The sequence below is a fragment of the Stenotrophomonas sp. GW821-FHT02D01 genome (genome assembly GCF_059421765.1).
In genome coordinates, this window is sequence record NZ_JBWKVP010000001.1 from 714,377 (window position 1) to 737,678 (window position 23,302).

The window sequence follows — 23,302 nt, forward strand, 5'->3', positions numbered from 1 at the left end:
CCTTCGCTAGACAGGAGCATTACCCCCATGGATATCTGGAACTGGGTCGAAAAACTGCAGGAAGACCTGCGCCAGGCAGGCCAGGCGCAGAACGCCCACCTGCTGACCCGCCTTGCCGATGAAGTCAGTGAACTGCAGGTCGACCGCGTCGATGCACTGCTGCCCGAAGCGCGCGCGCTGGGCAAGGCGCTGGACAACCCCTGGGTCGACGTCTATGTCGGCCATTGGGCGCTGCGCAACCGCGTCGGCAACCGCGTGGAAGGTGAAAGCGCGCTGGGCGAGTCGGTGGCGCTGTTCGAGCGCGCACACCGTGCCGATACCCTGGACTGCCCGCAGTCGATCTGCGTCACCCAGGATCTCGCCGCCTGCTACGGCAACATCGATGGTCCGGGCTGGGTGCCCGAACGCATCGAGGTCTGCGACGAGACGCTGGGCCGCATCGACCCGAGCTGGGCCTGCTTCCAGTGCCTGAGCTGCGAGAAGGCAGACGCGCTGCTGGACGACGGCCGCGGCCAGGATGCGCTGGATTACCTACAGGTGCAGGCGGCGGCGATCCAGGCGCGCGGCAAGGAAGTGTTCGACAGCTTCCCTGAAATGCAGATCAAGATCCTGCTGGCCAGCGGCCGTGCGCAGGAAGCGCTGGCGCTGATCGAGAAGCGCGAAGCCGAAGTGGCCGCTGCGGGCGAATACGAGCCTGCCAACTGCACGGTGCCGCGCCGGCTGTCCAAGGCCTGGGCACTGGCCCAGCTGGGCCGCGATGAAGAGGCGCTGCAGCAGCTGGTGCCCTGGAGCGAGCTGACGCCGAATCACTGGCGGTTGTGGGCCAATACCGCTTCGACACTGTGCAGCCGCGATGCCGCCCGCAACACCTGGGATCTGGGAACGCGCTTCAACACGATCATCGAACACTTCGCCGCTGTCGGCGCGCATCGCCTGGTGATCGAGATCGCCGCGTTGAGCCTGGAGCTGGCCCTGCAGCGCGGTGCGCGCTGGGTGGCGCAGCGCCAGTTGGGTCTGGCCCGCACCCATCTGGCGCAGCTGCGGCAGGACCGCGGCGCGGCCGCGCTGGTGGCCGGTCTGGCGGCACGCATCGAAGCGCTGCCGCAGATGGCGCCGCTGCCGGTGCCTGCCGATGAGCTGCTGGCGTGGCTGGAAGCGCAGGGCGAACAGAACCAGTCGCGCGATCCCGAGCGCGAAGCGCAGTGGCTGCTGCAGGCGCACGCCGAGCGGCCGGACGACGGCGCGCTGGCCGAGGTCGCCGCCTCGGCGCTGCACGCGTGTGGCGCGAAGACGGAAGCGCAGGCGCTGCTGTGGGACTTCGTGCGCGGCCACGCGCAGGAAGACGGCGCGGCGGCCTACACGCTGATGCGTTGGCTGGCCGAGCAGGGCGATGATGATGGCCTGCGCAGGCTGGCCGCGACCTACCGCGACAGCGTGCCGGTGTTCGCGCACTGGTGCGAGGTCCAGCGTGCACGGCGTGCGTCCGACTGGCCTGCACTGGAACAGGCCGCGCAGGCATTGCTGGCGTTGTCGCCAGGCTCGAACGGCGCACGCGGGACGCTTGCCCGCATGTACATGGAGACCGGCCGCTTCAGCGAGGCGCAGGCCTGCTATGCGCAGCTGGTGGAACTGCTGGAAGAGCCCAGTGCCGCGCATTGGGACCATATGAGTGCGGCCAGTGCGGCGCGCGACTGGGATGCGGTGCGCCGCTCGGCGGCAGCGATCGGCATGGAACTGTCCAGCCAGCAGGGCGTGGTCGAAGAGCCCTGGGGCTGGGTGATCATCCGCAGCGAAGAAGGCGGCGAGCCGATGGAGTACTACGCCCGCCGCAGCGGCCCGGTGACCGCGCGCATCGTCGAGAACGCACCGGCCAACCGCGCGCAGCAGGTGGGGGACTGGGTGGTGTTCGACGCCGGCCTGGTACACCCCGCACCAGAGGACGAAGCGGAGCGCGAGCACTTCATTCCGACCTATGCGCAGGTGCATGTGCTGGAGCGGGGTGGTTTCGCGCGCAGCTGGCTGGTCGACGGCGCGCACCCGGGCGAGGAGGCATGGAACGCTTTCGTGGAGGCAGCCGAGGCACAGGGCTGGAAGGTGTGGTCGCACAGCCGTGCGGACTACACCGTGACCGATCCGGACGCGGAAGACGGCACGCTGCCGGGTCTGTTGTTCACCGTCGCGCAGCCGCAGGACCATGCGCCGCTGGCGCTGCACCGCTTCCTGCAGCAGGCCACGGCGGATTGGGCACATCCACACTGCTGGCTGCGCCTGGCCGAGGCCTGCGACCAGGACCGCCAGCCGCATCTGGACGCGATCGAACGGTACGGGTTGTAATCCGCCGATATCGGGGTTGCCAGCCGCTGGCCGGCAACCCCATGGAATCACGCGTTGCCGGCCAGCGGCCGGCACTACCACCAGGGAATTGGAACATGCGGAAGACAGGGATGTGGGTGATCATCGGCCTGCTGCTGGCCCCCACCGTGCAGGCCGCGCCGGCCTGCCAGCAACCGGCCGACGTGGCGCGCGCCTTCTTCGAAGCGACCACCGGCAAGGGCGACCTGCTGGAGCCGCCGCAGGCACTGGTCAGTGCGGCGTTTGCCAAGGCGCTGCACGGCGAGCGTGCCTGCCAGGTGCGCGAAGAGGGCATCTGCACGCTCGATTCCGATCCGTGGCTGGACGCGCAGGACGGGGAGATCGACAGCCCGGTGCGCTACAGCTGGAAGCAGGCCTCGGCCACGGCCGGCCAGGTCGAAATGCGCTATCCGGTCTGGGGCAAGGCCTACGTGACCCGCGTGCCGATGGTGCGCAAAGGGGAGGGCTGCTGGCAGGTCGACGACATCCTCACCAACAGTGGTCGCTCGGTGCGCAGGATCCTGGCCCAACCGCTGCCCTGAGCATCCGGGGCATCCACGCATGGCGTGGATCTACTGTGCTCCGATTGCCGGCCGGCGGCCGGCACTACCAGGTGATGTTGGGGTGGGTGCCGACCGTTGGTCGGCACGCCTCTATCGCGAATGCCCGAACACCAGCTCGATCACGAACTGGCTGCCGAAGAACGCCAGCAGCAGCAACAGCATCGCCGTCAGCGTCCAATGCACTGCCTTCGTGCCGCGCCAGCCATAGCGGCGGCGGCCGATCAGCAGCACGCCGAACACGATCCACGACAGCACGCTCAGAACCGTCTTGTGCACCAGCTTCTGCGCCAGCAGGTCGTCGACGAACAGCACGCCGGTAACCAGGGTCAGGGTCAGCAGGGCGAAGCCGACGGTGATCACCCTGAACAGCAGCGATTCCAGATCGGCCATCGGCGGCAGCGCACGCAGCCACGGACGGAATTCACGGCGCCGCAGCGCACGCTCCTGCAGCCATAGCATGATCGCCAGCAGCGCGGCGATGCTCAGCGTGGCGTAGGCCAGTAGTGCCAGCCAGGCGTGGCTGGCCAGGCGCCAGCCCAGCACCTTGCTCGGTTCATGGCCGTAGCCGTGGTAGACCACCAGCAGCAGCGCGGCCAGCGGGAACACCACCACGCCCAGGGTGGACATGCGCCCGCGCGCGCCCACCAGCGAGGTCAGCCAGGCCATTCCCAGGCCGACCAGCGACAACGCGGCGAAGAAGTGCATGTCCGGGCCGCCGGTCGTGCGCATCGCCACCAGCACGTGGTAACCGCCATGCAGCAGCATCGCCGGCAGCGCAGGCCACAGCCACGCGGGCGAGGTCACCCCGTCGTTGCGACCAAGGGCGCGCACCAGCAGGGCGCTGGCGGCCAGGTAGAGCAGGACGGCGATGAGAACGATTGTCATCGTTGAAGTTTCGCATACCCCCGCGGTGCTGGCGACGGGCGTGGCGTCGCAGTCCGGGGAGCGCGATGGACCCGTTATACTGTGGGCCTTATTGTCCCCCGCTTTCAGACAGGTTGCGCCGCATGTTCGAGTCCCTGACCCAGCGCCTTTCCGGCACCATCGAGCGCCTGCGCGGCCGTGGCCGCCTGACCGAAGAGAACATCCGCGAGGCGACCCGCGAGGTCCGCATCGCCCTGCTTGAAGCCGACGTCGCGCTGCCGGTGGTGCAGGCCCTGATCGAACGCATCAAGGTGCGTGCGGTCGGCCAGGAAGTGCTGAAGTCGCTGACCCCGGGCCAGGCCCTGATCAAGGTCGTGCGCGACGAGCTGACCGCGGTGATGGGCGCCGAAGCCAGCGACCTGAACCTCAACGTTCCCGCGCCGGCCATCATCCTGATGGCGGGCCTGCAGGGCGCCGGTAAGACCACCACGGTCGGCAAGCTGGCCAAGCACCTGAAGGAAAAGCGCAAGAAGAAGGTGATGGTGGTCTCGGCCGACGTCTACCGTCCGGCGGCGATCGAGCAGCTGAAGACGCTGGCCGACCAGGTGGGCGTGATGTTCTTCCCATCCAGCGCCGAGCAGAAGCCGGAGGCCATCGTCCGCGCCGCCATCGATGACGCGCGCAAGTCGTTCGTCGACGTGCTGCTGGTCGATACCGCCGGCCGCCTGGCCATCGACGAAGCGATGATGGCCGAGATCAAGGCCCTGCACGCTGCGGTCAACCCGGCTGAAACGCTGTTCGTGGTCGATGCCATGACCGGCCAGGACGCGGCCAATACCGCCAAGGCCTTCGGTGATGCGTTGCCGCTGACCGGCGTGGTCCTGACCAAGACCGACGGTGACGCCCGTGGCGGCGCCGCGCTGAGCGTGCGCTACATCACCGGCAAGCCGATCAAGTTCGTCGGTGTCAGCGAAAAGCCGGAAGGCCTGGACGTGTTCCACCCGGACCGTATCGCCAGCCGCATCCTCGACATGGGCGACGTGCTGTCGCTGGTCGAGCAGGTCGAGCAGCAGGTCGACAAGGACAAGGCGCAGAAGCTGGCCGAGAAGGTCGCCAAGGGCAAGAAGTTCGATCTGAACGACATGCGCGACCAGCTCGAGCAGATGCAGAACATGGGCGGCATTGGCGGCCTGATGGACAAGCTGCCGGGCCTGGGCCAGATTCCCGAGCACCTCAAGCAGCAGGTCAGCCAGGGCAAGGAAGTGCCGCGCATGATCGCCATCATCGGCTCGATGACCAAGAAGGAACGGCGCAACCCGAACCTGCTCAATGGCTCGCGTCGCGCCCGCATCGCCAAGGGCTCGGGCGTGACCCCGGCCGACGTCAACAAGCTCATGAAGCAGTACATGCAGATGGAAAAGATGATGAGCAAGATGGCCGGTGGCGGCATGAAGGGCATGATGCGCAGCATGAAGGGCATGATGGGCGCCATGGGCGGCCGTGGCATGCCGTTCCGCTGAGCGCGCGCTGTATCGAACGCTTGAACAACCCGCGGAATCAATCAAAGGAATGTGCATGAACAAGTCGATCGTGGTGATGGCGCTGGCCCTGGGCCTGGTTGCCTGCAAGGACGACACCTCCGTGTCGCAGAAGGCCGGTAGTGCCATCAGTGGTACCGCTGCCGATTTCGTCGCCGGGCTGGGCGAGGGCGTGGACAAGCGCATGAACGTGACGCTGCAGGCCGATCCGGGCCTGGCCGCGCAGGGCCTCACCGTCACCCTCGGCAAGAGCCGTGGCATGGGCTCCAAGGACGCGGCGGTGTACGTGGTGGCCGACAAGGCGTTCAAGGGCAAGCTGGTGGCGCGTGCGCTGGATGCGGAGGGCACCGAGATCGGTCGCGCCAGCGCCGAGGAAGAGTTCGCCGCTGATGACGCGCGCTATGTGACGTTCAAGTTCAACGAAGAAATGGACAGCCAGCTGGTCCGCACCTACGCGGTGTCTGCACGCTGAGCCAGGCGGGAGCGGATCGCCCGAGGCGACGCTCCCGTCCACAGTGTCTGGCGTATGCTGGCAGCGACTCCTCCCACAGGTGCGTCGCGTGAGCCTTTCGCCGATTCTCGAACGCGCCGACGATTTCTGTCGGCGTTTTTCATTGCAGCTGCCGATCCTGCTGGCACCGATGGCCGGTGCCTGTCCGGTTCCGCTTTCCGCCGCGCTGGCCAACGCCGGCAGCATGGGCGCGATGGGGGCCGTGTTGTCGCCGGCGGCGGATATCGGTCGCTGGATGCAGGACTTCCGTGCAGCGTCCAGCGGGCCGGCGCAGGTGAACCTGTGGTTGCCCGATCCCGCGCCGGTGCGCGATGTGGCCGCCGAGGCCAGCACGCGTGCGTTTCTCGGCCAGTGGGGGCCGGAGGTTGCGGCCAGCGCAGCGGATGCCACGCCTGCCGATTTCGAGGAGCAGTTCAGTGCGCTGCTGGCGGCACGGCCGGCGGTGGCCTCGACCATCATGGGCGTGCTGTCGCCGCGTCATGTGCAGCAGTTGAAGGATGCGGGCATCGCCTGGATCGCCTGCGCTACGACGCTGGCCGAAGCGCGCGCTGCGCAGGACGCGGGTGCTGACGCGGTGGTCGCGCAGGGCGCCGAAGCCGGCGGCCATCGCGGCGCCTTCGATCCGATACGTGCAGAACAGCAGCTGGTCGGCCTGTTCGCACTGCTGCCGCGGCTGGCGGACAACCTGAGTATTCCGGTGATCGCTGCGGGCGGAATCGGCGATGGTCGCGGCATTGCTGCTGCCCTGATGCTCGGGGCCAGCGCCGTGCAGATCGGCACGGCCTTCCTGCGCACACCGGAAGCAGCGGTGGCGCCGGCATGGGCCGATGCGTTGGCCCGCAGCGAACCCGAAGACACCTGGCCGACCCGCGCTTTCAGTGGTCGCCTGGGCCGTGGCCTGGCGACTGCCTACGTGCGTGCAGCTGCTGCCGAGGGTGCACCCGCGCCGCGCCCGTACCCGGTGCAGCGTGGCCTGACTCGACCGATGCGCAAGCAGGCCACGCAGGAAAACCGGCTTGCTGCGATGCAGGCCTGGGCCGGGCAGTCGGCGTGGATGGCACCGGCAGCGCCGGCCGCCGACGTGCTGCGTGGCATGTGGGAACAGGCGCAGGCGCTGCTGCGATGACGGTGACCTGCAACGGCGCAACGGCGCGGGCCGAAGACCTGCTGCCGGCGCTGACCAACTACGGCCACTTCACCTCGTTGCAGGTGCGCGGCCGCGCGGTGCAGGGGCTTGATCTGCATCTGCAGCGGCTGGCCAAGGCAACGCAGGAACTGTTCGGCAGCGTGCTCAATATCGCGCAGGTGCAGGCGTGGATGACGCAGGCGCTGCAACAGGCCGGCCAGGTCGACGCATCGATGCGGGTCACCGTGTACTCGCGCCGTTTCGATTTCCGCGCGCCGCTGGCAAGCGTGCCGGTGGATGTACTGGTTGCCGTCTCCGCGCCGGTCGCGCTGACCGCGCCGAAACGCGTACGCAGCGCGACATGGCAGCGAGAGCTGCCGCAGATCAAGCATGTCGGTACGTTTGGCCTGTTCGCCCAGCGCCGTGCAGCGTTGGCAGCGGGTTTCGACGATGCGCTGTTCGTGACCGCCAATGGGCAGATCAGCGAGGGCACGACCTGGAACCTGGCCGTGCATGACGGGGGACACCTGATCTGGCCGCAGGCGCCTGCGCTGCGGGGAACCGCTGAGGCACTTCTGCGGGCAGGCTGGGTGGGGCCGCAGCAGACCCGGCCGTTGCGGCTGGATGAGCTGGTCGGCATGCGGGCGGCTTTCGCCTGCAACGCCAGCGGGTTGTGGGCGCTGGATGCCATCAATGGTCAGGCGCTGCCGGGTTCGCAGGCCCTGGCTGAACAGGGCAGGGCGGTGTTGGCCCGAGTGCCCTGGCAGTCGCTTTCCTGAATGGAACCGTTCGGGTCAGATCCCTTTTGCTCGGTAAAAGGGATCTGACCCCGGGGTACACGCCCGGGGTTGGCTCGGCCGAACTCTGCCGCTATAATCGCCCGCTTACCGCGCCATCCTGGCGACTGGGCAATAGGAAAAAACCACCATGGTCAAGATTCGACTGACCCGCGGCGGCGCCAAGAAGCGTCCGTTCTACCACATCATCGTCACCGACGTCCGCAGCGCCCGCGACGGCCGCAACATCGAGCGCGTTGGCTTCTACAACCCGGTTGCACAGGGCGGCGAGAAGCGTATCGAGCTGGACCTGGCCCGCGTTGACCATTGGGTCAAGAACGGCGCCCAGCCGACCGAGAAAGTTCGCAACCTGATCAAGGAAGCGAGCAAGTCCCAGGCCGCTGCGGCCTGATCCTGACGGGCCGCGCCCTGGTGCGGCCCATCTGATTGAACGCAGATGAAAGATAACGAGCGCCGCATCCTGCTTGGCAGGGTTGTCGGCGCTTTTGGTGTGCGCGGCGAAATAAAGCTCGAGTCCTGGACCGAGCCGCGTTCCGCTATTTTCCGTTACCAACCGTGGATCCTGCGCAGCCCCAACGGGCAGGAATCGACGCTTGAAGGCGCCCGTGGCCGGGATACCGGCAAGCACCTTGTGGCCCGTTTTCCGGGCATCGAGGATCGCGACACGGTCGAGGCGATGCATGGCACCGAGGTCTTCGTGGCCCGCAGTGCGCTGCCGCCGCCGAATGCCGACGAGTATTACTGGGTCGATCTGGAAGGCCTGGATGTGAAGACCGTCGAAGGCGTTGCCCTCGGCCAGGTCTCGCACCTGTTCAGTACCGGCGCCAACGATGTGGTGGTCGTACGCGGTGATCGCGAGCGGATGATTCCGTTCGTCGTGCCGGAGTTCGTCAAATCCGTCGACTTCGAGGCCAATCTGGTCGTGGTCGACTGGGACCCCGAGTTCTGAGTGTGAGCATGCGTTTCGACGTCATCACCCTGTTCCCCGATTTCCTCGCCCAGTCCGCTGGGCTGGGCGTGGTCGGCCGTGCGCAGGAAAAGGGATTGTTCAGCCTGCATGGCTGGAATCCCCGTGACTACGCCGAGGGCAACTACCGCCGGGTGGACGATCGTCCGTTCGGCGGTGGCCCGGGCATGGTGATGCTGATCGAACCGCTGCAGGCCTGCCTGCAGGCGATCCGTGAGGCCGATCCGACGCCTGCGCGGGTGATCCATCTCAGCCCGCAGGGCGCGCCGTTGACCCAGGCCAAGGTGCGGGAACTGGCGGCATTGCCGCGCATGGTCCTGCTCTGCGGCCGCTATGAAGGCATCGACGAGCGTTTCCTGACCGCCAATGTCGATGAGGAGATTTCCCTCGGCGACTACGTGTTGTCCGGCGGCGAGCTGGGGGCGGCGGTCATCATCGACGCGGTGGCCCGGCTGCAGGAAGGCGCCTTGAATGACGCCGAATCCGCGGCGCAGGACAGTTTCGAGGGCGACCTCGGCCTGCTCGACTGCCCGCATTTCAGCCAGCCGGCCCAGCATGCGCTGGGGGACGTGCCGGACGTGCTGCGCTCGGGCAACCATGCCGCCATCGCCGCCTGGCGCCGGCAGCAGTCGTTGATCCGTACCGCACAGCGGCGCCCGGACCTGCTGGATGAACAGGCGCTGGGCAAGGCCGACCGCAAGCTGCTGGCCCTGGCCCGCCAGGTCCCGGCGGAAAAGGGCAAGGCCTAGCGCCAGCCCTGCTTTATCGGCTATCATGGCCAATTACCGCCGGCCTCGGCCGGTGCGCAGTACCCAAAACAAACGTGCAGCACAGTCCGGTGACTGCATGAGCCCACGCTGTCGAATGACACGCCCACCCGAACAATGAATCGGTGTAACCCATGAGCAAGCTGAACAAGTCCATCGTCGCGGAATTCGAATCCGCCCAGATCACCCGTGAACTGCCGCAGTTCAGCCAGGGCGACACCGTTGTCGTCAACGTGAAGGTGAAGGAAGGTACCCGCGAGCGCGTGCAGGCCTATGAAGGCGTTGTCATCGCGACCAAGAACGGCGGCCTGAACTCCTCGTTCACCGTGCGCAAGATCTCGCACGGTTACGGCGTCGAGCGCGTGTTCCAGACCCACAGCGCCATCATCGACTCGGTCGAAGTGAAGCGTCGTGGTAAGGTCCGCGCCGGCAAGCTGTACTACCTGCGTGGCCTGGAAGGCAAGGCTGCCCGCATCAAGGAAGATCTGGCTGCTGCTGCTGCCGCCAAGGCTGCCCGCCTGGCGACCAAGGGCTGATAAACAACTTCGGTTGTTGCCGCGACGGCCGCCTTCGGGCGGCCGTTTGCGTTTGTGGTGCCGCCTCGTTAGTTTCAATGGATGGATGAGACCGACCATCGATATCCGGCGGACATCCAGGTGGCGTTGCGCTTCCTGGACCGTTCCGGGGTGCCACGGAGGGAAGCGGCCCCCTTGCTGCACCGCATGCTGTGGCGGCTGGGTGTCGCGCTTCCGCCGCCGATACTGGCCGGTTTCCTGACCAATACGCTGCTGCAGGGCCTGCTGTTTGGCGTGTTCTGGACGGTACTGATGTGGCTGCTGTTGTGGCAGGGCAGGGCCCCGGCGCTGGAACTGCTGTTGCTTGCCGGGGTGGCGGCAGGCGTGATGTTCGGCCTGGTGATGGCCACCCTGATGTGGTTCCTGCGCGGGGCCCGCAAGCTGCCCACCTGGCGGCAGTTCCGCAGCAGCCTCTGAGACCATGGCGCAGTGCGCCGTGACCGCTGCCGGGCGGCGGCGTACGCTCGGGCCTTCGACCCTCATGGCCCCTGCGATGCCCGCCAAGCGACCTGCCAGCAGTGCCGCGCCGAAGCTGCTGTCCGGCGGTAACCCGCAGATCGCCAAGGGTGAGGGCGATGCGCCCGTGCAGGCTTATATCGCTGCCATGCCGGACTGGAAACGGGCCGTTGGTGAGCGTCTGGACGCCCTGATCGAACAGGCCGTGCCCGGTGTGCACAAGGCAGTGAAATGGAACTCGCCGATGTACGGCGTTGCTGCCGGCGAGGGCTGGTTCCTCAGCTTCCATTGCTTCGCCCGCTACATCAAGGTCGCGTTCTTCCGCGGTGCGCTGTTGCAGCCTGTTCCGCCTGAACCGTCCAAGAGCGCCGACACGCGCTACCTGCACATCCTTGAGGACGAGCAGCTGGACGAGGCGGGCTTCCTCGACTGGGTGCGACAGGCCAGCCAGCTGCCTGGCGAACGCATGTAATCCCCCAGGTTCTTTCCCCGAACGAGACCACGCGATGGCCACGCAGAAGTCCGATCCCGCAGATGCCGCTCTCCCCGCTGCCGCCCTGATTGACGCCCGCATCGCCGAGCTCGCTGATTGGCGCGGCGACATCCTCGCCCGCGTGCGCGCGCTGATCCACGAGGCGCTGCCTGACGTGGAGGAAACCTGGAAATGGCGCGGCACACCGGTGTGGGAACACAACGGCATCCTGTGCACCGGTGAAACCTACAAGCAGGCGGTGAAGCTGACCTTCGCCCACGGCGCCGCGTTGCCGGACCCGAAGCGTCTGTTCAATGCCAGCCTGGAAGGCGGCACACGCCGCGCGATCGACATCCACGAAGGCGGCATGCCCAACGCCGCGGCGCTGAAAGCACTGCTGCGCGCCGCCGCCAGGCACAACGCGGAAAAGAAAAAGCGGTAGTGCCGGCCGCTGGCCGGCAACTGCGCGATGTCTGCGGCGTCCATGGAATTGCCGGCCAGCGGCCGGCACTACCGGTGCATGTTCAACGCGGTGGAATGGTTTCCAGCGCCGCATCCGGGTCGGCCACCGGCGAAGGCGGACAGGCGGGAATCTCCGAGGGCGTGGCGAGTTCTTCGGCATGCACCGGTGTACTGATCATCTTCGCCTTGCGCCAGCCACCCCAGCGGTAATACGCCAGCGACAGCAGCATCGACACCAGCGAGCCGGCCGGGAAACTCCACCAGATCGCATCGGCACCCCAGTACGGCTGCAGGAATTCGGCGAATGGCACGCGCACGCCCCACAGCGACGCGGCCAGGATCAGCAGCGGCGGCAGCACCGCGCCGGTGGAGCGCACCACGCCGGAAATCACGAAGCTGACGCCGAAGAACAGGAATGAACCGATCACGATGTGGTTCAGGTGCCGCGCGATCTGCAGCGACTCGCTGCCCTGCGGCAGGAACAAGGCCAGCGAGTACTGGTCCAGCAGCACCAGCGGCAGGATCAACGCGCCGGTCAGCAGGAAGTTGAACGCGATGCCCTGGCGCGCGGTACCGCGCACGCGATCCCAGCGCTGCGCACCGACATTCTGCGCGGCCATCGACGAGCATGCCGCACCGATCGCCATCGCCGGCATCTGCACGTAGTTCCACAGCTGCAGCGACGCACCGTAGGCTGCGCCGGTGTCGGTGCCGTACTGGTTGACCATCGTCATCAGCATGATCACCGACAGCGAGATCAGCACCATCTGCAGGCCCATCGGCACGCCCTTGACCACCAGCGCGCGCAGGATGGTCATGTCCAGCTTGAACAGGTGCATGTCGGCGCGGCCCAGCCACAGCGTGTGCCGCTTGTGCCGCATGTACAGCAGCAGGCCGGCCAGCGACAGCGTCTGCGACACCAGCGTGGCCCAGGCCGAGCCGGCGATGCCCAGTTCCGGGAACGGCCCCATGCCGAAGATCAGCACCGGGTTCAGGGCGATGTCCAGCACCACCGAGACCAGCAGGAAGCGGAACGGCGTGCGCGAATCGCCGGCACCACGCAGCGCCGCACTGAGGAAGGCGAAGGCGTACAGCGTCGGCATCGCCAGGAAGATGATGCGCAGGTAGGCCTCGGCCAACGGCAGCGAGGCGGCAGGCGTGCCCATCGCCGCCAGCAGCGGGTGGGCCAGGAACCAGCCGGCGATGGCGATGATCACCGACAGGCCGATGAAGAACGTGGCGCTGGTGCCGACCACGCGCCGTGCCTGGGCGATGTCGCGTGCGCCGATGGCCTGGCCGATCAGGATGGTCGAGGCCATGCCGAAGCCGAACACCGAACCGATCAGGAAGAACATGATGTTGTTGGCGTTCGCGGTCGCGGTCAGTGCCGCTTCGCCAAGGAAGCGCCCCACCCATACCGCGTTCACCGAGCCGTTCAGCGACTGCGCGATGTTGCCTGCCAGGATCGGCAGCGCGAACAGCAGCAGGTTGCGGCCTATCGGGCCGGAGGTCAGGTCAAGCTGCGCTTTGGCCATGGAGTGGTGATCGATTCCCGGGAGGCGCACACTAGCATCAAGCCGGTTTGCAGGATGTGGCAATGCATCAACCACAACAGGCGATGCGGATGATCGTGGCGGCCTTGATCGCAGCGGCGCTGGCCGCATGTTCGTCAGGTGACCGGCTCGGCGATACCCAGGTGCGGCCGACCGACCGCCCCGAGTGCCTGGTCGGCAGCCAGCGCCAGGACCTGGCGGCCGGCACACCGGCATTGATCGGGGGCAGCGGCTGCCGCACCGACCCCGATAATCCGCGTCCCCTGAACAAGCGAACGGAGTAGTCCCTACCGATGTCCGAGCTTTCCCCGTTGGCGCCCAGCGTCCGTCTGGACATCTGGTTGTGGGCGGCCCGCTTCTTCAAGACCCGCAGCCTGGCCAAACAGGCGATCGAGACCGGCAAGGTATCCGTGGCCGGGCAGCGCCCGAAATCCTCACGCGCAGTACGCGTGGGAGAGCAGCTGCTGGTCGATCGCGGTGAAGAACACTTCGAGATCCAGGTGCTGGGCCTGAGCGACCAGCGCGGTCCGGCGCCGGTGGCGCAGCAGCTGTATGCCGAGAGCGAGGCCTCCAAGGCGCGCCGCGCCGAACAGCGTGCGCTGCGCATTGCCGCGCGTGATGGCTACCAGGCGCCGGAGCACAAGCCGGACAAGCGCGCGCGACGGTTGATCCGCGCCCTGGGTGATCTCGATGCGCTTTGACGCAGTGACCGGACTGAACCGGCTCGCGCTCCGGTAGCCGTCCACCTTGGTGGGCGCTTTGCCGCCTACGCTCAGCCACCGTTCGGCTTGCGCCCCGCACGTTGGATCGTCCTCCTCATGGAAGCCCACCATGTTCCTGCGCCGCAGCCTGCTGTGCCTGGCCCTGTCCGCCGCCGTCCCGGTGTTCGCCGCCGACATCACCTTCTGGGATACCCCGCAGCGCGGTGGCAACAGCTTCAACGAAACGCCGCCCGACCGTGCCTACTTCCAGGGCCTGCGTGACACCGGCGCCACCTGGGTACGACTGACCCCGGACAAGTGGCGCAGTGCCGGCGGCCGCGATTTCCTGATGGGCGATGCCGACCACTATCAAGGACTGGTCGATGCCGACGTGGCCACGCTGCGTCGCGCGCTGGATGACGCCAATGCCGTGGGATTGAAGGTGGTGCTGGTGCCGCTTTCACTGCCGCTACTGCGCTGGAAACAGAAGAACGGTGACGTGGTCGACCAGCGCCTGTGGCAGTCCTTCGACAACCACGCACCTGCGCAGCGCTTCTGGCGTGATCTTGCCGCCGCGCTGAAAGGGCATCCGGCGCTGGCCGGCTACAACCTGATCAACGAGCCGGCGCCGGAATACGGCACCACGCTGGCCGAACACGCCTCCCGCGAGGACATGCTGAAGTGGTATGCGGGCGTGCAGGGCGGACCGCGCGATCTGCGCCAGCTGTACACGGAACTGGTGGCCAGTGTGCGCGCGGTCGATGCAGACATGCCGCTGATGCTCGACGCTGGTTGGTACGCAGCGGCCGATGCCTTCGATTACTGGCCGGCGCCCCTGCAGGACACGAAGCTGCTTTACAGCGTGCACATGTACGAGCCGTACGCGGCCACCAGTGCGCCGAACCAGAAGCGCAGCAAACCGTACCGCTATCCCGCCGAAGTGCCGTTTGGCGACCGCAGCGAGCGCTGGGACGCCGCGCGCGTGCGCAGCTACCTGCAGCAGCCGATGGACTGGGCGAAGACACATGGCATTGGTGCCAACCGGATGGTGATCGGTGAGTTCGGCTGCATGCGCCGCTGGCCGGACTGCGGCCGCTACCTGCGCGACGTGCTGGACGTGGCCGAGCAGCAGAAGGTGCACTGGGCGTTCTACGCATTCCGCGAAGACGGTTGGGATGGCATGGACTACGAACTGGGCGACAAGCCGCTGCTGGGGGCGTACTGGCAGGCTATCGAAAAGGGCGAAGCAGCGCAGCCGCCGCGTTCGATGCAGGCGCCGCTGTTCGCGCCGATCCTGGAGCGGTTGAAGGAAGGGGCGCCTCGGTAGTCGCCCACCTTGGTGGGCGTTGTGTCCTGTGCCAACCAAGGTTGGCATCTACCAGAACATGGTGCGAACGCTTTGGTATTCGCCCACCTTGGTGGGCGTTATGCCGCGTGCCGCGTGCCAACCAAGGTTGGCACTTACCATATCCGGTCAACCGTGCAGGTCGTAGCGGTCCAGTTCCATCACCCGCGTCCAGGCGGCGATGAAATCCTGCACGAACTTCTTCTCGCCATCGGCACTGGCATACACCTCGGCCAACGCGCGCAGCACGGCGTTGGAACCGAACACCAGATCCGCACGGGTGCCGGTCCAGCGCGCAGCGCCATCGTTGCGGTCGCGGCCTTCATAGCTTTCGCGGCCGGTCGCCTTCCAGGTCGTCCCCATGTCCAGCAGGTTGACGAAGAAGTCGTTGCTCAACGTGCCGGGGCGGTTGGTGAACACGCCGTGCCTGCCGCCATCGACGTTGGTGCCGAGCACGCGCAGGCCACCGACCAGCGCGGTCATTTCCGGTGCGGTGAGGGTCAGCAGCTGCGCCTTGTCGATCAACAACGCCTCACCCGGCACGCTGTAAGCGCCCTTGAGGTAGTTGCGGAAACCATCGGCAGCCGGTTCCAGCACCGCGAACGATTCGACGTCGGTCTGTTCCTGGCTGGCATCGGTGCGGCCCGGGGTGAACGGCACACTCAGGTCATGGCCGCCGGCCTTTGCCGCCTGCTCGATGCCGACGCCACCGGCCAGCACGATCAGGTCGGCCAGCGACACCTGCTTGCTGCCCGTGCCGTTGAACTCGGCCTGGACCTTTTCCAGCGCGGCCAGCACCTTGGCCAGCTGTTGCGGCTGGTTCACCGCCCAGTCCTTCTGCGGTGCCAAGCGCACGCGTGCACCATTGGCGCCACCGCGCTTGTCCGAACCGCGGAAGGTCGAGGCCGAGGCCCACGCCGTGGACACCAGCTCGGCCACGCTCAGGCCGGTCGCTGCGATCTTCTGCTTCAGCGCGGCGATGTCCTTGGCGTCGATCAACGGGTGCCTGGCTTCCGGCACCGGGTCCTGCCAGATGAATTCCTCGGCTGGAATCTCCGGGCCGAGATAGCGCGCACGTGGGCCCATGTCGCGATGGGTCAACTTGAACCAGGCGCGGGCGAAGGCATCGGCGAACGCCTGCGGATCAGCAAGGAATTTCCGCGAGATCTTTTCGTAGGCCGGGTCCATGCGCAGCGACAGGTCGGTGGTCAGCATCGTCGGGCGGTGCTTTTTCGACGGATCGTGCGCATCGGGAATCACCGCATCCGCATTCTTGGCGACCCACTGGTGGGCGCCGGCCGGGCTCTTGCTCAGCTCCCATTCGTTGCCGAACAGGATCTCGAAGAAATCGTGGCTCCACTGCGCGGGGGTGCGGGTCCAGGTGACTTCCAGGCCGCTGGTGATGGTGTCGCCACCTTTGCCGCTGCCGAAGCTGTTGGCCCAGCCCAGGCCCTGGCTTTCCAGGCCCGCTGCTTCCGGTTCCTTGCCGACGTTGTCGGCCGGGCCTGCACCATGGGTCTTGCCGAAACTGTGGCCACCGGCGATCAGGGCGACGGTTTCCTCATCGTCCATCGCCATGCGGCCGAAGGTGTCGCGGATGTCATGCGCGGCCAGCACCGGATCGGGATTGCCATCCGGGCCTTCCGGGTTCACATAGATCAGGCCCATCTGTACCGCGGCCAGCGGGTTTTCCAGTTTGCGCGAGTGCACATCGCCATCAGCGTCGTCATCGGACACCAGCACGCCGTGGTCCTCTTGCACGCCCTCCGAGCCGTGCTTGTAACGCACGTCGCCACCGAGCCAGGTGGTCTCGCGGCCCCAGTACACGTCCTGGTCCGGCTCCCAGGTATCGGGACGGCCGCCGGCAAAGCCGAGCGTCTTGAAGCCCATCGACTCCAGTGCGACGTTGCCGGTCAGGATCAGCAGGTCGGCCCAGGAAATGGCCTGGCCATACTTCTGCTTGATCGGCCACAGCAGGCGTCGCGCCTTGTCCAGGCTGACGTTGTCGGGCCAGCTGTTGAGCGGGGCGAAGCGCTGCTGGCCGCGACCACCGCCGCCACGGCCATCGTCGATGCGGTAGGTACCGGCGCTGTGCCACGCCATGCGGATGAACAGGCCGCCGTAGTGGCCGAAGTCGGCTGGCCACCAGTCCTGCGAGTCGGTCATCAACGCCTTCAGGTCGGCCTTCAGGGCGCTGTAGTCCAGCCCGTTGAAGGCCTTGGCGTAGTCGAAGCCCGCATCAAGGGGATTGGAGCGCGTGGAGTGCTGGTTGAGCAGGTCCACGCGCAGCTGGTTCGGCCACCAGTCGCGGTTGGTCGTCGCATCACCGACGACGGCATGGTTGAACGGGCACTTCGCTTCGCTTTTCATGGGTCTCTACCTGTGGGCTGGCGAATGAGGGAATCAGATCGCTTACCCACCATAGGCATCGCCTAATGATGGGTAAATTCGATTGATTCAACCGATGCGATAGTGGCCGCCTATGGCAGGCGGCGCTTGCATCGTTGTGCGCGATCAGCGCTTGAGCAGGCCCGCGCCGAGCTTGAACAGATCGCTGGCGCCGAACTGGCCATCGCCGTCCTGGTCGAGCGCACCGCCAAGCAGGCTGCCGATGCCGCCGCCGGATTGCTGTGCTTCCTGGCCGAGGGCCTGGCTGAGCTGGCCTGCGTTGCCGCTCTGGGCAAACCGCTGGGCCAGGAACGACATGACGATGGGGGCAAGGATCGCCAGCAGCTGGCTGGACTTGCCGCTGTCCAGGCCGGTCTTCTGGCCCAGCGCTTCGGCCGCCTGCGAGGTCTGCCCACCGAATACGTGGCCGAGGATGCCGGCACCGTTGGTGGCGTTGCCGCCGGCACCGCCCATCACCGCGCCGAGGATGCTGCCGAGGTCGAAACCGCCACCACCGCCGCCGGCCGAGCCAAGGTGGTCGCGCTGCAGGGCATTGAGGAGGGACTGCGCACCCTGCGGCTCACTGGCGTTCTGGCCCATTGCGCCGAGCAGCAGGGGCAGGGCGCTGCCGACGGCCTGGGTAGCCTGGCTGCTGTCCAGGCCGAGCTGCTGCGACACCTGCTGCAGGCCTTGGCCCTGCTGCAGCTGCTGGAAAAGGGATGCAGCGAGGGATTCGGTGTTCATGGCGGTCTCCGGTCTGTGAAGGACGAACCGCCCGAGCATAACGCCGTGTACACGACGGCAATGCGAAGGCTTCATGGCGGGCGTCCGCCGGGCAGGGCCGGCGGAACCTGCGGCCGGCCTTACAGCAGCGCCTTCAACCGGTACAGCGCTTCCAGTGCCTGCTTCGGGGTCAGCTCGTCCGGGTCGATCGCGGCCAGCGCCTCCTGCGCCTTGTTCGGCGGGGCGGCAAACAGCCCGAACTGCTGCGGGGCATCCAGCGCCTGCGGGGCGAGTTCGGCGGCATGGCTTTCGCCGCCGCGCTGTTCCAGCTCGGCCAGGCGTCGGCGCGCCTGTGCCACGGTGGCACGCGGCAGACCGGCCAGGGCAGCCACCTGCAGGCCGAAGCTGCGGTTGGCCGGACCGTCCTTCACTGCATGCATGAACACCAGTGCTTCGCCGTGCTCGACGGCATCCAGATGCACGTTGGCGATGCCGCTGCGGCCGCCTTCGTGCTGTTCGTCGGCCAGCGCGGTCAGTTCGAAGTAATGGGTCGCAAACAGCGTGTAACAGCGGTTTTCGTAGGCGAGGTGGCGCGCTACCGCGTCGGCCAGGGCCAGGCCGTCGTAGGTGGACGTGCCGCGGCCGATCTCGTCCATCAGCACCAGCGAATGCGCGGTGGCGTGATGCAGGATGTAGCTGGTTTCGGCCATCTCGACCATGAAGGTCGACTGCCCGCGGGCAAGGTCGTCGCCTGCGCCGATGCGGGTCAGGATGCGGTCGATCGGGCCGATCAGCGCACGGCTGGCCGGCACGAAGCTGCCGATGTGGGCCAGCAGCACGATCAGCGCGTTCTGCCGCATGTAGGTCGATTTACCGCCCATGTTCGGGCCGGTGATGACCAGCATGCGACGGTCCGGGTGCAGGTCCAGGTCGTTGGGCTCGAACGGCTGGTCACGCACCGCTTCCACCACCGGATGGCGGCCGCGCTCGATCTTCAGGCACGGCTCGGCCTGCAGCTCCGGGCGCGCCCAGTCCAGCGCCTGCGCACGTTCGGCGAAGGCGGCCAGCACGTCCAGTTCGCTGAGTGCGGCAGCACACTGCTTGAGCGGCTCCAGCTGGGTGCCCAGCGTGTCCAGCAGCTGCTCGTACAGGTACTTTTCGCGCGACAGCGAACGGTCGCGGGCGGACAGCACCTTGTCTTCGAACGCCTTCAGTTCTTCGGTGATGTAGCGCTCGGCGTTGGTCAGTGTCTGCCGGCGGGTGTAGTGCACCGGCGCACGGTCGGACTGGCCCTTGCTGATTTCGATGTAGTAGCCATGCACACGGTTGTAGCCGACCTTCAGGGTGGCGATGCCGCTGCTCTCGCGCTCGCGCTGCTCCAGGTCGACCAGGAACTGGTCGGCGTGGGTCGACAGGCGGCGCAGCTCATCCAGCTCGGCGTCGAAGCCATCGGCCAGCACGCCACCATCGCTGAGCTTGAGCGGCGGCATGTCGGCGATCGCGCTGGCCAGCAGGTGGGCGCATTCGTCGTGTTCGCCGAGCGCGGCGTGCAGGGTCTGCAGGCGCGGTGAATCCAGTGGTGCCAGCACCTCACGTACGGCCGGCAGCAGGCCGAGGCCATCGCGCAGGGTGGAGAAGTCGCGCGGTCGTGCCGAGCGCAGGGCGACGCGGGTGAGGATGCGTTCCAGGTCGCCGAGGCGGCGGAACTGCTCGCGGATATCTGCGTCCGCGCCACGGTCGATCAGTGTTTCCACCGCGTGGTGGCGCTGCACCAGCACCTCGCGCAGGCGCAGCGGCCGATGCAGCCAGCGGCGCAGCAGGCGGCCGCCCATCGGCGTCACCGTGCTGTCGAGCACGCCGAGCAGGGTATTGCGGGTATCGCCGTCGACGCGGGTGTCCAGCTCCAGATGGCGCCGCGTTGCCGCGTTCATCGCGATCGCTTCGCCGGCGGTTTCCATCGAGATGGAGGTCAGGTGCGGCAGGCGCTGTTTCTGGGTTTCCTCGACATAGCCGAGCAGGGCGCCGGCAGCGGCGGTGGCGCGCGGCTTGTCGTCGATGCCGAAGCCGCTCAGGTCATGCAGCTTGAAGAAGTTCAGCAGCTGGCGGCGGCCACTGTCGGCGTCGAACAGCCACGGTGCGCGGCGACGCACCCCGCTGCGCTGGCGCAGGAACTCCGGCCAGTTCTCCTCATCCGGCACCAGCAGTTCGGCCGGTTCCAAACGCGCGAGTTCGGCCTCCAGCGCGTCATCGGTGTCCACTTCGTTGACCAGGAAGCGGCCGCCGGCCAGGTCGGCCCAGGCCAGCCCATAGCCGTTCTTGTTGCGCGACAGGGCCATCAGCAGGGTGTCGCGGCGCTCATCCAGCAGCGCTTCGTCGGTGACCGTGCCGGGGGTGACGATGCGCACCACCTTGCGTTCGACCAGCCCCTTGGCCAGTGCCGGGTCGCCGATCTGTTCACAGATCGCCACCGATTCGCCCAGCGCGACCAGTCGTGCCAGGTAACCCTCGTAGGCGTGCACCGGCACGCCGGCCATCGGAATCGGTGCACCACCGGAGCTGCCACGCTGGGTCAGGGTGATGTCGAGCAGGCGCGCGGCCTTGCGCGCGTCGTCGTAGAACAGCTCGTAGAAGTCGCCCATGCGGAAGAACAGCAGCAGGTCCGGATAGTCGGACTTGGCTGCGAAGAACTGCTTCATGAGGGGCGTGTGCTCTGCACTGGCCTTGGATGCAGACGGTTTCGCTTTTGAATCAGTGGTTTGCAATTGAGCTTCCTACGGTTGTAGCGATCGATCCAGGTCACTGACGGCGAGTAACGGGGTTCTTCGTTGCGCCACGGTTGCGGCGGTCACTCAAAGAGCATCAAATCGATGTTGCGACGGATACACGGCGGATCGACCATGGATACGGTTGTTGCGGCGCAGGCAGATGCCCCGCGCCGGCGAGGCACCAAGTTTAAGCTGACCTGCCGCCAAATCTGCGAACTGAGCGTGGCCAAGGGCCCGCTCGACGGCAAGCAGGGGCGGGGCGGCATCGCCCCTCGACCACCCGCAGACCCCGGAAAGCCTTACCGCGTCTTGGACGGCAAATGGGTCGCTTGAGTGCGGTGAAGCTAAACGGCGCGGTTGCTGCGGAATACCGCTACAACGATCTGGGTCAGCAGATTCCTCGGAAGGCCGAAGGTGCTTCAGCCCTGAATCTCTACGACGAGCGCGGGCAATGGCTGGGGGAATACGACCAGACGGGTGTTGCGCGTCAGCAGGTAATCTGGTTGGACAACCTTCCCGTCGGGTTGCTGAAGGGTAGCGCCCTCTACTACGTTCAGCCGGATCATCTGGGTACCCCTCGCGTTGTCGTTGACCCAGCCCGTGACGTGGCGGTTTGGAGTTGGGATATGAAGGGGGAGGCGTTCGGTGCAACGGCCCCAAATGAGGATCCTGACCAGGACGGCAGTCTGTTTGAGTTTGCGATGCGCTTCCCTGGGCAGCTCTATGAAGGTGTTTCTGGTCTCAACCAGAACTACTATCGTGACTACGATCCGTCTGCTGGACGCTATGTGCAGAGCGATCCCATCGGAATTGCGGGTGGCATTGGAACCTACGGATACGCCGAGAATTCGCCCATCCAGCTTAGTGACAGATTTGGTCTCGCTAGCTGCTATTACTCGATCCGGGATGAGCGAATGGAGTGCTTCCCGTCGACAGAAGGAAAGCAATACCTTTCGATCAGGGTTGCCTCTGGAAACAATGGGGGCGGGATGCAGTGCAAGAACAACCCGGCTTGTACAAGCCTCCAAGGACGTGGCCCTATTCCGACAGGTAAGCGGAACTGGACAAGTACCTGGACCAGCAAGCCCAATGGCCGAGCTTTGGAGCCTGCTCCAGAAACCAATACCTTTGGCCGATCCCTGATAAGGTCGCACAGCTGTGCAAACGCCTTTGGTCCGTCGCTGGGCCCGCACTTCTGTTCCGAGGGGTGCGTGACAGGTGCTGCCGCGGACCTGAAAAAGCTCAATGAGCTAATCGACGATGAGCCAGGGAGTACTCTGCAGGTGATGGATCAGTTTACGCGTCTTCCCCCAAGATTCTGGTGAGCCGATGAAAACCACTGTGCTGATTTCGTGCTTCGTCCTTTGTGTTCTATATGGCTCCTCGGTGTCCGCCCGGCCGCTGGCAGAAAGACTCGCGGCAGACATGGAGATGGCCGAACACTCTATTCTTGCCTCGCTGGTAGTGCACAAGAGTTCCGAGAGCAAGTCACTGTGCTCTCAGACGCCATATGCCTGTGTAGGAGCTGACGGTGCTGAGCTTGGTCTTGCCTTGATAGGGGGCAGTAGGAGTCCGGCTGCCCCTCGGAACTTGGTTGAACTGTCCCGCTTCCGTATGGACGGAGCGCTCTCCGAAGACTACAAGTGCTACGTCGCCGCGCAGGGCAATTCAATGGTTCAGGCTGCGTCGAGGCTGGATGCCAGGAAGCTGGCAGGTCAATGCCTCTCCGAACTTGCTGCTTTCAAGCGTCGGGCGGGCGGGGCGAACTTCGACGTGGCGCCTGAAAACATCTGTAGCTCAGTCGCGGACATCCAGAGTTCCCTGCGTGACGTGGTCAGGCTCGCCAAGGCCGGTAGTGACTGCGATGGCGTCTGAATCGGTCGTTTGACATGTACTACCACAACCGGTCGCGCTGTAACGGTTGGCGTGTTCCGCAGGCGCGATGCCGCAGGGGGGAGGGGCGCCACTTCAGGCGCACACCAGTGCAACGTTCGGGTGGCTGGCGAAGATCTCCATCACGATGTCGAAGTAGGTCTGCCCCTCGCCACGTTGCAGGGCGTCCAGCTGGCGGCCGATGGTTTCGGCATTGAACGTACTCGGCTGCCGCAGCTTGTCTTCCAGCCACGCGCGCGTGGCCTCCAATCCCAGTGCCTCTCGGCTGCGGTCGATGTCGCGCCAGACCAGCGTGGCGGTTTCGTGCCCGGCCAGCGCGCCATAACCGCCGTACAGCAGATCGTCCAGCCCATCGAGACTGGGCCCGAGCTGCCAGGCTTCGCCGGCCATGAATACCCGGTTGATCTCCGCATAGAGGCTGGGGATATCAACAATGGCGGTGCCATTGATCTGCAGGAATACGGTCATGCGCCGACTGTAGCGT

24 protein-coding genes are annotated in these 23,302 nt (G+C 66.3%); 18 read left to right on the top strand and 6 right to left on the bottom strand.

The window, feature by feature from the left end; translation table 11 throughout:
• The first annotated feature begins 27 nt into the window (after window positions 1–27).
• Together AC07UW_RS03335 and AC07UW_RS03340 are read left to right on the top strand one after the other, a co-directional pair.
• Window positions 28–2,334, top strand: coding sequence for a tetratricopeptide repeat protein (locus AC07UW_RS03335; RefSeq protein ID WP_301866618.1), 2,307 nt, complete (start codon window positions 28–30; stop codon window positions 2,332–2,334).
• A 95-nt stretch (window positions 2,335–2,429) separates the two neighbouring features.
• A complete protein-coding gene (locus AC07UW_RS03340; protein ID WP_059063500.1) occupies window positions 2,430–2,894 on the top strand; it encodes a YqhG/Tai3 family protein in 465 nt (154 codons plus the stop codon).
• A 111-nt stretch (window positions 2,895–3,005) separates the two neighbouring features.
• Here AC07UW_RS03340 and AC07UW_RS03345 read toward each other — a convergent pair whose 3' ends face one another.
• The gene (locus AC07UW_RS03345) at window positions 3,006–3,800 is read right to left on the bottom strand and encodes a cytochrome C assembly family protein (RefSeq protein ID WP_025873825.1); all 795 of its coding nucleotides are present in this window, start codon (window positions 3,798–3,800) and stop codon (window positions 3,006–3,008) included.
• 122 nt (window positions 3,801–3,922) lie between these two features.
• On the opposite strand from AC07UW_RS03345, the gene ffh reads away from it, so the two are divergent.
• The 11 genes from ffh to AC07UW_RS03400 all read left to right on the top strand — a co-directional run bounded on the left by ffh (window position 3,923) and on the right by AC07UW_RS03400 (window position 11,430).
• Window positions 3,923–5,299, top strand: coding sequence for a signal recognition particle protein (gene ffh / locus AC07UW_RS03350; protein ID WP_495211434.1), 1,377 nt, complete (start codon window positions 3,923–3,925; stop codon window positions 5,297–5,299).
• 55 nt (window positions 5,300–5,354) lie between these two features.
• Complete coding sequence (locus AC07UW_RS03355) at window positions 5,355–5,789, top strand: hypothetical protein (RefSeq protein WP_025873823.1); 435 nt, start codon at window positions 5,355–5,357, stop codon at window positions 5,787–5,789.
• Window positions 5,790–5,877: 88 nt separating this feature from the next.
• On the top strand, window positions 5,878–6,954 hold the full coding sequence (locus tag AC07UW_RS03360) for an NAD(P)H-dependent flavin oxidoreductase (protein ID WP_495211435.1): 1,077 nt from the start codon (window positions 5,878–5,880) through the stop codon (window positions 6,952–6,954).
• Entirely contained in the window at window positions 6,951–7,733 is a 783-nt protein-coding gene (locus AC07UW_RS03365; RefSeq protein ID WP_495211436.1) for an aminotransferase class IV family protein, read from the top strand. Before AC07UW_RS03360 ends, AC07UW_RS03365 begins: the two co-directional genes overlap by 4 nt.
• 148 nt (window positions 7,734–7,881) lie before the next feature.
• Window positions 7,882–8,142 (top strand): 30S ribosomal protein S16, encoded by a 261-nt coding sequence (gene rpsP, locus AC07UW_RS03370; RefSeq protein ID WP_025873821.1) that lies wholly within the window; start codon window positions 7,882–7,884, stop codon window positions 8,140–8,142.
• A gap of 45 nt (window positions 8,143–8,187) precedes the next feature.
• Window positions 8,188–8,700, top strand: a complete 513-nt coding sequence (gene rimM / locus AC07UW_RS03375; RefSeq protein WP_312786069.1) for a ribosome maturation factor RimM — start codon at window positions 8,188–8,190, stop codon at window positions 8,698–8,700.
• A gap of 8 nt (window positions 8,701–8,708) precedes the next feature.
• A complete protein-coding gene (trmD, locus tag AC07UW_RS03380; protein ID WP_495211437.1) occupies window positions 8,709–9,467 on the top strand; it encodes a tRNA (guanosine(37)-N1)-methyltransferase TrmD in 759 nt (252 codons plus the stop codon).
• A 152-nt stretch (window positions 9,468–9,619) separates the two neighbouring features.
• A complete protein-coding gene (gene rplS, locus AC07UW_RS03385; protein ID WP_223494549.1) occupies window positions 9,620–10,021 on the top strand; it encodes a 50S ribosomal protein L19 in 402 nt (133 codons plus the stop codon).
• 81 nt (window positions 10,022–10,102) lie between these two features.
• Window positions 10,103–10,477: a DUF6404 family protein gene (locus AC07UW_RS03390; protein ID WP_025873817.1), complete on the top strand. Its 375-nt coding sequence runs from the start codon at window positions 10,103–10,105 to the stop codon at window positions 10,475–10,477.
• 76 nt (window positions 10,478–10,553) lie between these two features.
• Window positions 10,554–10,988: a DUF1801 domain-containing protein gene (locus tag AC07UW_RS03395; RefSeq protein ID WP_495211438.1), complete on the top strand. Its 435-nt coding sequence runs from the start codon at window positions 10,554–10,556 to the stop codon at window positions 10,986–10,988.
• 34 nt (window positions 10,989–11,022) lie between these two features.
• Entirely contained in the window at window positions 11,023–11,430 is a 408-nt protein-coding gene (locus AC07UW_RS03400; RefSeq protein WP_059063506.1) for a DUF1801 domain-containing protein, read from the top strand.
• Between the two features lie 82 nt (window positions 11,431–11,512).
• Here the strand turns inward: AC07UW_RS03400 and AC07UW_RS03405 are convergent, their stop codons facing one another.
• Window positions 11,513–12,985: an MATE family efflux transporter gene (locus tag AC07UW_RS03405; protein WP_495211439.1), complete on the bottom strand. Its 1,473-nt coding sequence runs from the start codon at window positions 12,983–12,985 to the stop codon at window positions 11,513–11,515.
• A gap of 62 nt (window positions 12,986–13,047) precedes the next feature.
• Between AC07UW_RS03405 and AC07UW_RS03410 the strand changes: the two genes are divergently transcribed.
• From AC07UW_RS03410 to AC07UW_RS03420, 3 genes are all read left to right on the top strand, one after another.
• Window positions 13,048–13,287, top strand: coding sequence for a hypothetical protein (locus AC07UW_RS03410; protein ID WP_025873813.1), 240 nt, complete (start codon window positions 13,048–13,050; stop codon window positions 13,285–13,287).
• A gap of 9 nt (window positions 13,288–13,296) precedes the next feature.
• Window positions 13,297–13,704, top strand: a complete 408-nt coding sequence (locus tag AC07UW_RS03415) for an RNA-binding S4 domain-containing protein (RefSeq protein WP_223494551.1) — start codon at window positions 13,297–13,299, stop codon at window positions 13,702–13,704.
• A gap of 130 nt (window positions 13,705–13,834) precedes the next feature.
• Window positions 13,835–15,031 carry a glycoside hydrolase family 5 protein gene (locus tag AC07UW_RS03420; protein ID WP_495211440.1) on the top strand — a complete coding sequence of 399 codons (1,197 nt, stop codon included), beginning with the start codon at window positions 13,835–13,837 and terminating at the stop codon, window positions 15,029–15,031.
• Between the two features lie 147 nt (window positions 15,032–15,178).
• Here AC07UW_RS03420 and katG read toward each other — a convergent pair whose 3' ends face one another.
• From katG to mutS, 3 genes are all read right to left on the bottom strand, one after another.
• Entirely contained in the window at window positions 15,179–17,419 is a 2,241-nt protein-coding gene (gene katG / locus AC07UW_RS03425; protein WP_447944815.1) for a catalase/peroxidase HPI, read from the bottom strand.
• 144 nt (window positions 17,420–17,563) lie between these two features.
• A complete protein-coding gene (locus AC07UW_RS03430; RefSeq protein ID WP_223494554.1) occupies window positions 17,564–18,181 on the bottom strand; it encodes a DUF937 domain-containing protein in 618 nt (205 codons plus the stop codon).
• A gap of 119 nt (window positions 18,182–18,300) precedes the next feature.
• Window positions 18,301–20,922 (bottom strand): DNA mismatch repair protein MutS, encoded by a 2,622-nt coding sequence (gene mutS / locus AC07UW_RS03435; RefSeq protein ID WP_425507085.1) that lies wholly within the window; start codon window positions 20,920–20,922, stop codon window positions 18,301–18,303.
• Window positions 20,923–21,245: 323 nt separating this feature from the next.
• On the opposite strand from mutS, the gene AC07UW_RS03440 reads away from it, so the two are divergent.
• A complete protein-coding gene (locus AC07UW_RS03440) occupies window positions 21,246–22,250 on the top strand; it encodes an RHS repeat-associated core domain-containing protein (RefSeq protein WP_495211441.1) in 1,005 nt (334 codons plus the stop codon).
• Between the two features lie 4 nt (window positions 22,251–22,254).
• Window positions 22,255–22,800 (top strand): Imm57 family immunity protein, encoded by a 546-nt coding sequence (locus AC07UW_RS03445; RefSeq protein ID WP_495211442.1) that lies wholly within the window; start codon window positions 22,255–22,257, stop codon window positions 22,798–22,800.
• Between the two features lie 93 nt (window positions 22,801–22,893).
• Here the strand turns inward: AC07UW_RS03445 and AC07UW_RS03450 are convergent, their stop codons facing one another.
• Complete coding sequence (locus tag AC07UW_RS03450) at window positions 22,894–23,286, bottom strand: barstar family protein (RefSeq protein WP_248149846.1); 393 nt, start codon at window positions 23,284–23,286, stop codon at window positions 22,894–22,896.
• Window positions 23,287–23,302 lie beyond the last annotated feature (16 nt).